This window comes from Klebsiella sp. 64 (genome assembly GCF_018223915.1).
In the GTDB taxonomy this organism is placed as follows: Bacteria; Pseudomonadota; Gammaproteobacteria; order Enterobacterales; family Enterobacteriaceae; genus Klebsiella; species Klebsiella pneumoniae.
In genome coordinates, this window is the sequence record NZ_JAGRQZ010000007.1 from 1 (window position 1) to 13,099 (window position 13,099).

13 protein-coding genes are annotated in these 13,099 nt (G+C 56.8%); 3 read left to right on the top strand and 10 right to left on the bottom strand.

Translation table 11 applies throughout. The features are described from left to right. Positions 1-190 precede the first annotated feature (190 nt). Together KHQ23_RS07320 and KHQ23_RS07325 are read right to left on the bottom strand one after the other, a co-directional pair. Positions 191-880 carry an LrgB family protein gene (locus tag KHQ23_RS07320; RefSeq protein ID WP_002885088.1) on the bottom strand — a complete coding sequence of 230 codons (690 nt, stop codon included), beginning with the start codon at positions 878-880 and terminating at the stop codon, positions 191-193. Next, on the bottom strand, positions 877-1,284 hold the full coding sequence (locus KHQ23_RS07325; protein ID WP_002885086.1) for a CidA/LrgA family protein: 408 nt from the start codon (positions 1,282-1,284) through the stop codon (positions 877-879). The genes KHQ23_RS07320 and KHQ23_RS07325 overlap by 4 nt, the downstream gene beginning before the upstream one ends. A 105-nt stretch (positions 1,285-1,389) precedes the next feature. Between KHQ23_RS07325 and KHQ23_RS07330 the strand changes: the two genes are divergently transcribed. Continuing rightward, entirely contained in the window at positions 1,390-2,271 is an 882-nt protein-coding gene (locus KHQ23_RS07330; RefSeq protein ID WP_004177821.1) for a LysR family transcriptional regulator, read from the top strand. A gap of 162 nt (positions 2,272-2,433) precedes the next feature. On the opposite strand, the gene KHQ23_RS07335 is transcribed toward KHQ23_RS07330, so the two are convergent. The 4 genes from KHQ23_RS07335 to soxR form a co-directional block, all read right to left on the bottom strand. After that, positions 2,434-4,080, bottom strand: coding sequence for a Na+/H+ antiporter (locus KHQ23_RS07335; protein ID WP_002885082.1), 1,647 nt, complete (start codon positions 4,078-4,080; stop codon positions 2,434-2,436). A 147-nt stretch (positions 4,081-4,227) separates the two neighbouring features. Continuing rightward, entirely contained in the window at positions 4,228-5,577 is a 1,350-nt protein-coding gene (locus tag KHQ23_RS07340; RefSeq protein WP_002885079.1) for an NCS2 family permease, read from the bottom strand. 388 nt (positions 5,578-5,965) lie between these two features. Continuing rightward, the gene (locus KHQ23_RS07345; protein ID WP_021314569.1) at positions 5,966-6,634 is read right to left on the bottom strand and encodes a glutathione S-transferase family protein; all 669 of its coding nucleotides are present in this window, start codon (positions 6,632-6,634) and stop codon (positions 5,966-5,968) included. 259 nt (positions 6,635-6,893) lie between these two features. Further along, positions 6,894-7,352: a redox-sensitive transcriptional activator SoxR gene (soxR, locus tag KHQ23_RS07350; protein WP_002885077.1), complete on the bottom strand. Its 459-nt coding sequence runs from the start codon at positions 7,350-7,352 to the stop codon at positions 6,894-6,896. 84 nt (positions 7,353-7,436) lie between these two features. On the opposite strand from soxR, the gene soxS reads away from it, so the two are divergent. Then, a complete protein-coding gene (soxS, locus tag KHQ23_RS07355; protein ID WP_004151738.1) occupies positions 7,437-7,766 on the top strand; it encodes a superoxide response transcriptional regulator SoxS in 330 nt (109 codons plus the stop codon). Here soxS and KHQ23_RS07360 read toward each other — a convergent pair. Next, positions 7,751-9,355, bottom strand: coding sequence for an EAL domain-containing protein (locus KHQ23_RS07360; RefSeq protein WP_009485611.1), 1,605 nt, complete (start codon positions 9,353-9,355; stop codon positions 7,751-7,753). The two genes, soxS and KHQ23_RS07360, sit on opposite strands and share 16 nt — an antisense overlap. A gap of 506 nt (positions 9,356-9,861) precedes the next feature. Between KHQ23_RS07360 and KHQ23_RS07365 the strand changes: the two genes are divergently transcribed. Next, positions 9,862-10,143 carry a YjcB family protein gene (locus tag KHQ23_RS07365; RefSeq protein WP_004177826.1) on the top strand — a complete coding sequence of 94 codons (282 nt, stop codon included), beginning with the start codon at positions 9,862-9,864 and terminating at the stop codon, positions 10,141-10,143. Positions 10,144-10,189: 46 nt separating this feature from the next. Here the strand turns inward: KHQ23_RS07365 and KHQ23_RS07370 are convergent, their stop codons facing one another. From KHQ23_RS07370 to KHQ23_RS07380, 3 genes are read right to left on the bottom strand one after another with little or no spacing between them, the layout of a single operon-like run. Continuing rightward, a complete protein-coding gene (locus KHQ23_RS07370) occupies positions 10,190-11,047 on the bottom strand; it encodes an ABC transporter permease (RefSeq protein WP_004872930.1) in 858 nt (285 codons plus the stop codon). Further along, positions 11,044-11,877 carry an ABC transporter permease gene (locus KHQ23_RS07375; RefSeq protein WP_004177833.1) on the bottom strand — a complete coding sequence of 278 codons (834 nt, stop codon included), beginning with the start codon at positions 11,875-11,877 and terminating at the stop codon, positions 11,044-11,046. Before KHQ23_RS07375 ends, KHQ23_RS07370 begins: the two co-directional genes overlap by 4 nt. Positions 11,878-11,937: 60 nt before the next feature. Further along, positions 11,938-13,077 carry an extracellular solute-binding protein gene (locus KHQ23_RS07380; RefSeq protein WP_002885055.1) on the bottom strand — a complete coding sequence of 380 codons (1,140 nt, stop codon included), beginning with the start codon at positions 13,075-13,077 and terminating at the stop codon, positions 11,938-11,940. Between the last annotated feature and the right edge of the window lie 22 nt (positions 13,078-13,099).

The window sequence follows — 13,099 nt, forward strand, 5'->3', positions numbered from 1 at the left end:
TTTATATAATATTTACCCCATAATTAAATACGGGCATACAGAGAAACATTTAGTTACAAAGTCAGTGCTGATATAAGAATTGGCTTAATCTTTTATGATGAACCGTTAAATGCATCAATAACAAAAACAGGGAATAGCCGATAGCTATTCCTCTCCTCAATATTTATTAACATTCACTCTGGCGATAATGTTAAAACAGCAGCCAGCGGACGACCGGCGCAGCCAGCACCACTACTACGCCTGACAGCATCATCACCAGGCTGGCCACCACGCCCTCCTGCTGGCCCAGCTCATACGAGCGCGCCGTTCCCGCACCATGGGAAGCCGCGCCGAACCCGGCTCCTTTCGCCATCCCCTCCCGGATAGCAAGACGTAAGAACAGCATATCTCCCACCGCCATGCCAAACACGCCGGTGATCACCACAAACAGCGCCACCAGATCGGGTTGTCCGCCGAGCGGTTTCGCCGCCGCCAGCGCAAAGGGCGTGGTCACCGAGCGCACCGCCAGGCTACGCTGAATTTCATCAGACAACATAAACCCGCGCGCCAGCCATACGGAACTGGTGACAGCCACCACTACCGCCGTCACCACCCCGGCGCTGAGCGACATCCAGTGGCGTTTAATCACCGCGACATTTTCATACACCGGAACGGCAAAGGCGATGGTCGCCGGGCCCAGCAGCCACAGCAGCCAGTGGGTCTCTCCCATATAGCTCTGATAAGAGATGTGGCCTACCACCAGAATCAGCACCAGCAGGATCGGCGTGAACACCAGCGGCATCAGAGGGAGTTTATGAAAACGGCGATACAGTTTTTTGTTGGCGTAATAGAGGACCAGCGTCGCCACCAGGCACAGGATACTCAGTACGGCATCGCTCATTTTTTTAACCTGCCCACTTCGTAACGATAGACCTTGTCAACGACCCAGGCGGTGGCGCCTAGCACCATCAGCGTGCTTAAGGCAATCACCAGAAAAATCCGCCAACCATCGACCATCAACAGCTGGGCGTAGTTCACCACCGCGACCACTGCCGGGACGAAAAACAGCAGCATCTCCGCCAGCAGCCAGCGGGCGCCGGCGCGCACCCAGCTTACCGGTATCACCCGGCAGACGATCAGCAGCAGGAGCATCACCATGCCGACCAGGTTAGCCGGCAGCGGTACCTGCCACCTGTTCACCAGATATTGTGCGAAGATGAATAACCCGACGTAGAGAAGTACCTGTACCGGGATCTGAAGTCGTTGCGCCACGGCGGGGGCAACGCGAGCTGGCGCGAAGGCCATGTGCGATAGTCCTGAAAAAAAGAAGTCAGGCGAGCAGTATAGAGAGCCGCCGAAGCGGACAGAAATGAATTAAAATCATCGCAGGTATAGTCTCAGGGAATAATTATGGATATCCGAACGCTGCGCTATTTCGTTGAAGTGGTTCGTCAGCAGAGTTTTACTCGCGCGGCGGAAAAGCTGTTTGTCACACAGCCCACCATCAGCAAGATGCTCAAGAATCTCGAAGATGAGCTGAACTGCACGCTGTTGATCCGCGACGGCCGCAAACTACTGCTCACCGATACCGGGCGCGTCGTTTTTGAACGCGGCCAGGCGATCTTGGGCGAGTTCAGCCAGCTGGAGTCAGAGCTGAGCGATATCAACCACCTGCATAAAGGGGTGCTGCGGCTTGGCATTCCGCCGATGGTCGGGATGCTGATGGCCGAGCCGATCAGTCGCTTCCGCCAGCGCTATCCGGGCGTCGAGCTGAAGATCGCCGAGTTTGGCGGCCTGACGGTCCAGCAGGCGGTCAGCAATGGCGAACTTGATATGGCGATGACCGCCCTGCCTGTCGAGGAGGATAGCAGCCTCACCATTCTGCCGTTGTTCAATCACCCGCTGTGCGTCCTGACGCCAAGGACCGCGGAGTGGGAAGGTAAAACCTCGCTCTCGCCGGCCGAGCTGGCGTCGCATCCGCTGGTTATCTACAACGAGGAATTTGCCCTTAGCCAGCAGCTGATGCGGCTGTTTGCCGAGCATGACGTGAAGCCACGTATCGCGGTGCGCAGCGGCCAGTGGGATTTTCTCGCCGCCATGGTGCAGGCGGGCATTGGCGTAGCGATCCTGCCGGAACCGATTTGCCAGCGTCTCGACCGGCAGAATTTTTGCTGGATCCCGTTGCAAAGCGAGCTGCGCTGGGAGCTGGGGATGATTTGGCGGGAAGGCGTATATATGTCGCGCAGCGCTGAGGCCTGGCTGGCGTGCAGCAAAGCGTTCTGGCTGGAATAATTCCCTGGTGACAACGCGTTCCGCAAGGGAAGGGGTAGCCCGGGTCAGGCGCTTGCGCCGCTGCCCGGGTTTCCCCCGGTCGCGCTAACGCTTACCGGGGCTACACATTTACTGCAGTCTCGCCAGTAGTCCGAATAAGCGTCGCGCTATCCGGATTACAGGTTATTGATCTTCGATTAACAGCGCTTCCAGCAGGTCGAGATCGTGGAGCAGCTTCTGTAGCGTCTCGTTACTGATCTGCCGGGTGGCGCGCAGATGATACAGCTCGCCGCGCTCAGAGCGCAGCGCCGCCAGGCGGAAGCGGCGTTCCAGACTCTCTTCGAGCATAGAGGTTTCCACGTCGTTACGCCCATCGGCGCGCCGGCGCAGGTTACCGATCACCCGCGAACTGACTTCGGTCAGCAGCTGGGTATCGATATTCTCTTTGGTATCCGCCGCCAGACGCTCTTCCATCTTCTGGATCGCCACAATCGCCACGTCAGCCGTTGCCGCGCGCGCCAGACGCTCCTCTTTCCGCTGCTGCACATTATCGCTCGATTCAATGTGACGTAGCAGGATCGGCAGCGCAATCACCCCGACGAACAGCGAGAACAGGATCACCCCGGCGGCGAGGAAAATCAGCTCATAGCGCGCCGGAAAGACATTCCCGTCAGGCAGCAGCAGAGGAATGGAGAGCACACCGGCGAGGGTAATCGCCCCGCGCACCCCGGCAACGGAGGAGATCAGCAGCTCGCGCGTAGTCCAGGAGCCAAACTCCATCGGCTTCTTCTTCAGGAAGCGCTGACTGAGCTTACGCATCGACCACAGCCAGCCAAAACGCACCAGCATCAGCGCGGCATAGATCAGGATAATGTCGGTAAACAGCATCCAGGTCTCAACGTTGGGGTCGGCCTCCGCCGCCACCAGCGAACTGGAGAGGATATCCGGCAGCTGCAGGCCCAACAACAGGAAGACCATGCCGTTGAAGACAAACTCCAACATTGCCCAGGTGCTGTTGGCGCGCAGGCGCATGGCCAAGGGCGCGGTGCGCATCACGCCGGAACGGGTGATGGTCATCCCCGCCGCCACCGCCGCCAGGATGCCGGAGACACCGATATGTTCGGCAATCAGATAGGAGGCAAACGGCAGCAGGAACAGCAGGACAATCTGCGTGGCGGGTTCATCCCCGCCCCAGCGGCTGAGGAAGCGCATCGAGCGGCCATACGACCAGCTCACCACAAACCCGGCCAGCACGCCGCCAATCGCCACCTTCAGAAATTCTACGGTGGCGCCGCCAACGGTAAAGACCATGGTGCCCATCGCCACCGCGACGGCAAACTTGAGCGAGACCAGGCCGGAGGCGTCGTTCATTAGCGCCTCCCCCTGCAGAATGCCCATGATTTTCTTCGGTATCCGCCCTTCCCCAACGATGCCCGAAAGCGCCACGGCGTCGGTCGGCGACAGCACGGCCGCCAGCGCGAACGCCGGGATCAGCGGAATGCCCGGTACAATCCAGTAGATCAGAAAGCCGATGCCGACCACCGTCACGACCACCAGCGCTAGCGCCAGGCCGAGGATCTCGCGCCCGTGTTCAATAAATTCGCGGGTTGGCGTTTTCCAGCCGTCGGCGAATAGCAGCGGCGGGATAAACAGTACCAGAAACAGCTCTGGATCAAATTCAACGTGCAAACCAAAGGTCGGCCACGCCAGAAGCGCGCCAATGGCGATTTGCATCAGTGGAAGTGGAACCTGAAAGGGCAGTACGCGCGTCACTACCCCGGAGAGTGAGACCACAAGGGTCATGATGAGGATGGTAAAGAATATTTCCATGTGTTCCCTGTTTGCTGCGTTTTCTTTTATACCTGTAAGGCGTCGTGCCTGTGAATCATACGCTACCCAGATTAACGCAAATGGAAACAGGATGTGGCTTAAAAATAAAACGGGCGGCCTGAGCCGCCCGTGAGGAGCACGAAGGGTTTAAATCGCCCAGCCGCCGGCGTAGAACACCACCAGCGCCACAGCGATAATCACCGTGCCGAGGTTCAGTTTGCGCCACTCGCCGGAGACCAGACGGCCAATAACCAGGGTCGCGAAACCGATCATGATGCCCGTCACGATGTTACAGGTCAGCACGATAAACACCGCGGTGATCAGGCCAGCCATCGCGTCAACAAAGTCATTGAAATCGATTTTCGCCACGTTGCTCAGCATCAGCAGGCCAACGTACATCAGCGCCGGCGCGGTCGCGTAGGCCGGCACCAGATAAGAGAGCGGGGAGAGGAACAGGATCAGCAGGAACAGGACACCGACCGTCACCGCGGTCAGACCGGTTTTACCACCGGCCGCGGTACCCGCCGCCGATTCGATATAAACCGCCGCCGGCGCCGCCCCGACTAAACCGGAGAAGACGCTGCTCAGGGAGTCGGTGGTCAGCGCTTTACCGCCGTTGATGATCTGTCCGTCCTTATCCAGCAGGTTCGCCTGGCCAGCCACCGCGCGGATGGTACCGGTGGCGTCAAAGACCGCCGTCATCACCAGCGCCAGCACGCTTGGCAGCACGACCGGGTTGAGCGCGCCGACGATATCCAGGCTGCCGATCAGGGAATTACCCTGGCCATCGCTCAGGGATGGCATAGCGAAAATGCCGGAGAAATGGACGTTGGGATCGAAAATCAGGCCGACAATCGACACGCCGATAATGGTCAGCAGAATGCCGCCCGGCACCTTCATTTTTTCCAGACCAATGATCACCGCGAGGCCAATCAGCGACATCACCACCGGGAAACTGTCAAAGTTGCCCAACGCCACCGGCAAACCGTCCAGCGGGTTTTTGATCACCAGACCAACGCCGTTGGCGGCGATCAGCAGCAGGAACAGGCCAATGCCGATCCCGGTACCGTGCGCCACGCCCTGCGGCAGGTTACGCAAGATCCAGCTGCGGATGCCGGTTGCCGAGATCACCGTAAACAGGACCCCCATCAGGAATACTGCGCCGAGGGCTACCGGAATACTGATCTGCTGCCCCAGCACCAGGCTGAAGGCGGTGAAGGCGGTCAACGAGATAGCGCAACCGATCGCCATCGGCAGATTCGCCCATAATCCCATCGCCAGCGAGCCAACGCCCGCTACCAGACAGGTCGAGACAAACACCGCGGCCGGCGGGAAGCCCGCTTTACCGAGCATGCCCGGCACCACGATGACGGAGTACACCATCGCCAGAAAGGTAGTAAGACCTGCAACAATCTCCTGACGCACGGTGCTGCCGCGCGCCGAAATTTTAAACCAGGCGTCCAATGAACCGCCGGTACGCGCTGAAGGCGTAGACATAGAAAACTTCCCCTGAAAATTTTTATCGTTCGTTGATATGCGTGGTGGACCGTCCACTGCCAGTTAAACGCGATCTCCATGTACCGAATCGCAGCGCCAGGGGGGCCGCAAAAAAGCAAACGTTTAACTCCGCGCATACACTACGGTGGTCAACCTTATCGCCTCCCCCGGACAGCAGAAAAAAGGGGGAGCGAAACAGAAAGGCAAACGATTATCCGGCCTTTAGATAACCCTTTTCAACCGATGTTTATCGTATTTCGCTAAATTTCGCTTATGACGAACAGAAAATAACCAGACGATGCGCAAACGTTATCGTCCATGCGCAATCCGCTAACAATTTTTTAGTGAGTTGCTTTCATTTATTGACGTCATCGGATCCGCTGATATCTCAGGCGCCGGGTAAGGTGAAGGGGCCGCCGCGCTCGATGGCGCGTTGCCAGGCCGGTCGCTGTTCCACTCGCTGACGCCAGGCCTCGATATGGACAAGGTCATGCATGCCGCCGCGCGCCAACAATGCCATCACCGGGAAGCTCATCTGGATATCGGCCATGCTCAGCCGCTCGCCAGCGAACCATGGCCGCGCGGCAAGATGGTCGTCAATGAACCGCGCATGGGTGGCCAGCTGCGGATCGAGCCACGTTTTCTGTATCCCCTTGCCCAGCAGCGAACCCAGCGAGCGAATGCCAAAGGGCACAGGGGGTTTGCCAAGGCTGGCGAACACCAGCTTCATTAACAACAGCGGCATCAGCGAGCCTTCGGCATAGTGCAGCCAGAAGCGGTACTGCAGTTTGTCGTCAATTCCCTGCGGCTTCAACAACCCGCCGCTGTCCCAGGTTTCCTGCAAATACTCGAGGATCGCCCCGGACTCCGCCAGCACATAGCCGTTGTCTTCCAGTACCGGTGATTTGCCCAACGGATGGATTTTTTTCAGCGCCGCCGGCGCCAGCATCGTTTTCTCCCGCTGATAGCGGACTATCTGATAAGGCAGCTGCAGCTCTTCCAGTGCCCACAGTACGCGTTGCGATCGTGATTGATTAAGATGATGAACCGTCAGCATGAGCCTCTCCCGTAGTTTGTTCAAATTAACTATAGGAACAGGCGCTCATTGCCGGGAAAATTTCAGCAAAATAGTGAGGAAAAAGCGACGGCAGATGCCATAGTTAAAGTGTCGACGCAAACCGGAACCTCCATCAACAGATTGCGCAATACTGAGGGACGTCGACGTCGGGGGAAACCCTCTCGCGAACCAGCGAGATAATGCGAAAGACCAAGACCGGAAAACAACTAAAGCGCCCAGTTGTGGCGCTTTAGTTTTATCACTCGTCTTCCAGCAACCGGGCGCCGGTTCCCTCTTCCCCCAGTTTATCGCCCGGGTTGCGCAGCGGGCAGTCGCGTCGCGATAAACAGCCGCAGCCGATACAGCCGTCGAGCTGGTCGCGTAGCGCCGTCAGGGTATGAATGCGCCGATCCAGCTCCTCACGCCACTGCGATGACAGCATCTTCCACTCTTTTGCGCTGAGATTGTGCCCTTCCGGCAGCACGCCAAACGCGTCGCCGATAGTGGCCAGCGGGATGCCAATACGTTGCGCAATTTTGATAATCGCCACCGCGCGCAGAACGTCACGCCGGTAGCGCCGCTGATTGCCGGCATTCCGCTGACTGTGGATCAATCCTTTACTCTCATAAAAATGGAGGGCCGAGACCGCCACGCCGGTTCGTTTTGCCACTTCTCCAGGCGTCAACAGCATTTTGATGCGGGGTGATTTCTTTTCCATAAAGCGCTTTACCTCAAGTTAACTTGAGGAATTATACTCGCCTGCAGACAAAACGACGAATCGAGAATTGAGAGAGGCCGCTTTATGTCCCATCAGGATATTATTCAAACTTTGATTGAATGGATTGATGAACATATCGATCAACCACTTAACATTGATATAGTCGCCAGAAAGTCAGGATACTCGAAGTGGTACCTGCAGCGGATGTTCCGTACCGTGATGCATCAGACGCTGGGGGACTATATTCGCCAGCGCCGCCTGCTGCTGGCGGCGGAAGCGTTGCGAACCACCCAGCGGCCGATCTTTGATATCGCCATGGATCTGGGCTACGTCTCGCAGCAAACCTTCTCCCGAGTGTTCCGCCGCGAGTTTGACCGCACTCCCAGCGACTATCGCCATCAGATCTCCGCGTGACGCGGCGGCTGAGGCACGTTCGCGGGCGCGGGAGCATTGGCTAACCACTGCATAAACTCCCGCGCCGGCATCGCTTTCGCAAACAGCCAGCCCTGGCAATACTGTACGCCGCGCTTGTAGAGCCAGCTTACCTGCTCTGGCGTCTCCACGCCTTCTGCAATCGTCTTTAACCGCAACCCGCGCGCCATCTCGATGATATGTTCAGCAATCAGGTGGCTGGTGTTGTTGGTGGTGAGCGTATCGACGAAGGTTTTATCGATTTTAAGGATATCGACGTTCAGCGCGTGCAGATTATGCAGATTCGAGTAGCCGGTGCCGAAATCGTCGATGGCAATTTCATAGCCTGCTTCGCGGAACGCCTGGATCACCGGCGTGGTCTTCGGTACGTCGATAAACCCGCGCTCGGTCACTTCGATTTTGATTTGTCCGATACAGACCGCGTAGCTGTGCGCTTTCTCACTGATCTGTGAAATCAGCCGCGCCGAATGGAAATCCGACGCAGAGAGATTGATGGCTATATACAACTGTGGATGGCTGGCCAGAAACTCACCCATTTCATAAAACAGTTCATCCACCACGTAGTCCGTGACCTGGGCAATCATGCCTTCATTTTCCGCCAGCGGAATAAACTCCGCCGGGTTCATCACCGGACCGTCAAACCCAGGCCAGCGCAGCAGCGCTTCCGCCCCAACGCAGCGGTTATTTTTAATATCGATAATCGGCTGGTAGTGCAGGCGCAGTTGGCGGCAGCTCAGAGCCCGCTGCAGCATATTGCGCGGCGAGTGATACTGTCGGCGGGTGCGCGACCACACCAGCACCAGTAAAATACTGCAAATTATCCCCAGCGGCAGCGTCAGACTGGCCTGGTCACAAAAGTTGTGATAGTAGCTGGCCCGCGAGGTGGACATAATGACGGCGATGGGGCGAATAGCGGAGCGGGCGATCGTATACACCCGGCCATTCTGATTAAAAAAGGTATCGCCTTCGCGAATTAACGCATGGAGTTCCGCGGGCTCGACATTGTTACTTACCGAGAAAAAGAGGTTGGTTTTGGTATCGAAAACGCCATAGGCTAAATCGCGGTCGCTGGCGATCACCGAGCTGTACGAGAAGGGATTAACCACCACAACATAGGGCCCCTTCTGCATATAATTCATGGCAAAGCCCGGATAAAACGGCGTGTCCCGGTAATAGTAAATCGCGACATCCGGCTTTTTGGTGTAATTAGCCGCCGGCATCCGCCAGCCGGTTTGCTGATGAACGGACGTTGAACAGATAAAGCGCTGGCCGTTAGCGTAGATCAGATCTTCCACATACAGCAGGCCGCGCACAATATGCAGTAAATAACGCTGGTGCTCCGCTGAACACAACTCACCGCGATACTGGCTGGCTTTAGCCCGAGCCTGATCCGCTTCCCGGATGACCATTTCCGTTTTTTGCAGCGCCAACTGCGAAAATGAGTGTAATTGATCAATGGTTTCGGCTTTAGCCCGCAGCTGGGCAAACCACAATGCCAGCACCACTGGCAATAAAATAACCAAACCTGTTCCGATGAGTCTTAGCGCCTTATGCGGCGCACTGTCACCCATTTACGCTTACATCCATGCGATATGCCTTAATTAAGGTAGCCCGAACACGTTAGCAATCGCGATTGCGATAGACATCAGCTGACATCCGACAGCCCTCACGAGCGTCAGTTTTACCTCTGATGGTGATGAATAATACTTATTTATCAGGTATTCGGAAGATATTCCGGCAAGATTAAGAATAGACGCGCATCTGACTCGGTTTCTCCGTGTAATAAACAAGAACAGGTAATAAAACCCGCAGAATAATAATCATTAGGCAGTGAATGAAAATATGCTTCCCGGGGTTGCCCACCAATATCCACACAAACTTCATAGTTATTAAACGCAGCAAAAGCTCATTTTTTGACTGGTGAATAAAGCGCCAAGTGTGATATAGTTCACACAAGTTGATGAAACAGAAATGGCGTTTCATCACTCTCTAGTACGCCAGTTGAGACCAGAGCGCTATGCCATCGTCAGTCGCGCCAGGTCGTCCATGGCTCCCGACTTTCTTTGAGGATAGGTTAATGGCTTCCATTACTACCAGTGTCGTATTATTGCGCTGGCCCCTGGTGAGCGCGGTGCTGATGTTTCTCGCCAGCTCACTGAATATTCAGCTTCGCAAAAGCGATTACGCCGGTCTGGCGGTGATCTGCAGCTGCCTCGGCCTGGCCGCCGCCTGCTGGTTCGCCACCGGTTTGCTCGGTATCACCCTGCTTGATATGGCCAAAATCTGGGGCAATATCAAAGATGTGATGATTGAAGTCATGAGTCAGACACCGCCAGAATGGCCAATGATGATGACCTGAGGTTAAAAAGCTTCCCGACGGGAAGCTTTTTCGTTTTCTGCAGCCCTTATTTCCCTAATTTGGCCATCATCTCCGGACGCATAAATTTATGGATCACCACCATAAAGAGCAGCGATGGGGCCAGCAAAATCAGCGCGGTAATCGACGAGACCTGATAGTTACCCGACATGCTGGCGTTATAGAGCAGCAGCGGCAGCGTGGTGATATCCGGCGCCCCGACGAAGAAAGTGCCGGTAAACTCATCCAGCGACTCCAGAAAAACAAAGATGCTGGCGGCAACGATCCCCGGCGCCGCCTGCGGCAGCACAATGTGCCAGAAGGTATACACCGGCCCGGCGCCAAGGTTACGCGATGCCCGCGCCAGCAGCGGGTCGATGGCTGAAAACGCGGCCACACAGATCCACACCGAGTACATCAGACCGTGGACGCTATGCACCAGCACCACCCCTGCGATACTGCCGTTCAATCCCCACTGATAAAACAATCGGGCAACATTCATGTATACCGTCAGGTTAGGAAAGGCCTGCGGGATAAGAAATAGCAGCATGAACAGCATCCGTAATGGCATTTTCCGCCGGGAAAGCGCATAGCCGGCGGGTACGGAAATCAGCAAACAGACCCCCACCGATAACAGAGCGATCAGCACGCTGGTTAACAGCGAGCTGGAGACATCGCTGTATGGATTGAAAACCTGATACCAGTACTTCAGCCCCCACCGGCTGGGCAGCGAATGGGGAAAATACCAGCTTTCCGCTACGGTCCAGATCAACAGGTTCAGCAGCGGACCAAACATCGCCAGCAGCATAAACAGCAGCAGCAGGGTCTGTAGCACCGGACTGGCGCGCACTTTACGGCGCCCTTTCACCCACCATGCCGAGGTTGATACGAGGGCCAGCGCTTTCATGATTCACCGCCTTTTTGCTGCAGGCTGTGGCGCAGGTAAAACCACGACAGCGCGCCGCAGATCGCCAGCGACACCACGCCAAGCGCATTCGCTACCGCGTAATCACCATAGGAATTGACGCGAAATGCCATATCCACGGTTAGCATCGTCGGGGTCCCCACGCCGATCATCAACGGTACCGACAGCACCGACATCATGGTCACCGTCGACAGCACCAGCGCCACGCCGATAGTCGGCAGGACCTGCGGCAGCATGATATCGAACAGGATCCGCGGCCGGGAGGCGCCAAGATTACGTGCAGCAAGGATCTGCGACGACTCCAGCGCCGCCATCGCCCCGCAGATCAGCAGCGTGGCAAAGGCCAGTTGCTTCCAGACAAAGGTGATCACTATCCCTTTCCATCCCAGCCAGGAGAGCGTCTCCAGCGGCGTGACCAGGTCGGCCGCCACCAGCGCATTGTTCATCAGGCCATTTTTGGCGAGAAAAGTGCGCATCATCTGGGCAACAACGATAAAAGGAATAAACAGCGGCAGGCGATACAAAAAACCCAGCAAACGCACAACGGGTCGGCAGGGTGACAGCGCAATCACTGCCGACAGGGTAATGGCGAGCAGCGCTAACAGCGCCACTGAGATCAGCACGATAAGCAGCGAAAAGAGCACATCGCTGGCGTAGAGCGCATAGACCTTGCGGAAGTGATCGAGGGTGAACGGCTGTCCCGGCGCGGTAAACGCCGAGACCAGCGAAAACCCCAGCGGATACAAAAACAGGATCGCGATCATCAGCGCCGCCGGGGCAACCAGCAGCAGATATTTTAATGAACTGGACATAATAAACCTGGCGTCAGCACAAGCAAGCGCCCGGGACGGCGGCCCGGGCTGGAAAAAGGTTTAATTAGCCACCTGGCTTTCGTAACCCTCTTTGATATCGTCAAAGTAGGGGGCGATCGGGAAGCTTTTGCCATACTTCGCCAGCGCTTCCGGCGAGATTTCGGCAAACAGCTTTTGCCAGGTCGCCGCATCCAGCTTCGGCTTCACCTGCCCGGCGTCGATGCCCGGATACCAGTTGAACTGCTTGACGATCCCCTGCGCCTGCACTTCCGGGCTGGTGGCCAGCGCGATAAAGTCGCGCGCCAGCTGCGGATTCGCCGCCTTCGCCGGGATGACGTAATACATCGGCTGGCCCGGCATGCCCGGCGCCAGTAAAGCAAGCTTGATCGACGGCGGCAGCTTGCCCTGATCTTTCCAGCTATAGAACATATCGACCCACACCGGGCCCATGGCGATTTCCCCCCGGCTCAGCATATCGAGCGTCCCGGCGTTGCCCGGGGTGAAAGTTACGTTTTTATTGAACGCCTTTAGCTTCTCATAGGCCTGCTGCCAGCCTTTTTCGACGCTTTTATCATAGGGCCCGGCGGAGAGACGCTGGGCGTCGGTCCCGTAGGCGTAGATCCAGCCCACCACAAAGCTGACGCCGGACATGCCGTTCTTGATGCCGTTATAGCCAAAAGCCTGCGGGTGTTTCTGCGTCCAGGCCACCAGCTCGTCATACGACGTCGGCGGGGTAGTGACCAGATCGCTGTTCCAGGCGATAGCGGTCTGGCTTAAGAACATCGGCATCACGTATCCGTCAACGTTAACGCCCAGCGCCTGGATGGCGCTCGGCGAACTCACCATGCCGCCGGTCTGAATATCCTGACGGTATTTTTGCAGCAATCCCTTTGCCACCTGCTCACCGCCCGCCTTCTGGTGCACTACCGCGACGTCGATATCCCACCGCTGCGCGCCGCTCTCCTGCTGGGCCGTTAGCTTCTCGCTAATTTTATTCGACCCGGCGTCGCCGGGGCCGGTACCGATCACCCGCACCTTGACGCCGGGATGAGCGGCTTCAAATTTTGGCCCCAGCCAGGTTTTTACATAATCCACCATATTCTGATCGCCCGCGGTGGCGACGTTGAGAATGGTGTCGGCCTGTGCGCCAAGGCTCAGGAAGAGGGTCGTTACGATCGCTGCTTTCGTCTTAGTCAACATGGATTGTCCCCAGAATGAACAC

Bases quoted from the DNA above. Each gene is read 5' to 3' on its own strand.
- KHQ23_RS07365 (WP_004177826.1), top strand. From the start codon at position 9,862: ATGGCTTCCATTACTACCAGTGTCGTATTATTGCGCTGGCCCCTGGTG.
- KHQ23_RS07335 (WP_002885082.1), bottom strand. From the start codon at position 4,080: ATGGAAATATTCTTTACCATCCTCATCATGACCCTTGTGGTCTCACTC.
- KHQ23_RS07370 (WP_004872930.1), bottom strand. From the start codon at position 11,047: ATGAAAGCGCTGGCCCTCGTATCAACCTCGGCATGGTGGGTGAAAGGG.
- KHQ23_RS07325 (WP_002885086.1), bottom strand. From the start codon at position 1,284: ATGGCCTTCGCGCCAGCTCGCGTTGCCCCCGCCGTGGCGCAACGACTT.
- KHQ23_RS07375 (WP_004177833.1), bottom strand. From the start codon at position 11,877: ATGTCCAGTTCATTAAAATATCTGCTGCTGGTTGCCCCGGCGGCGCTG.
- KHQ23_RS07330 (WP_004177821.1), top strand. From the start codon at position 1,390: ATGGATATCCGAACGCTGCGCTATTTCGTTGAAGTGGTTCGTCAGCAG.
- KHQ23_RS07340 (WP_002885079.1), bottom strand. From the start codon at position 5,577: ATGTCTACGCCTTCAGCGCGTACCGGCGGTTCATTGGACGCCTGGTTT.
- KHQ23_RS07345 (WP_021314569.1), bottom strand. From the start codon at position 6,634: ATGCTGACGGTTCATCATCTTAATCAATCACGATCGCAACGCGTACTG.
- KHQ23_RS07380 (WP_002885055.1), bottom strand. From the start codon at position 13,077: ATGTTGACTAAGACGAAAGCAGCGATCGTAACGACCCTCTTCCTGAGC.
- KHQ23_RS07360 (WP_009485611.1), bottom strand. From the start codon at position 9,355: ATGGGTGACAGTGCGCCGCATAAGGCGCTAAGACTCATCGGAACAGGT.
- soxR (WP_002885077.1), bottom strand. From the start codon at position 7,352: ATGGAAAAGAAATCACCCCGCATCAAAATGCTGTTGACGCCTGGAGAA.
- KHQ23_RS07320 (WP_002885088.1), bottom strand. From the start codon at position 880: ATGAGCGATGCCGTACTGAGTATCCTGTGCCTGGTGGCGACGCTGGTC.
- soxS (WP_004151738.1), top strand. From the start codon at position 7,437: ATGTCCCATCAGGATATTATTCAAACTTTGATTGAATGGATTGATGAA.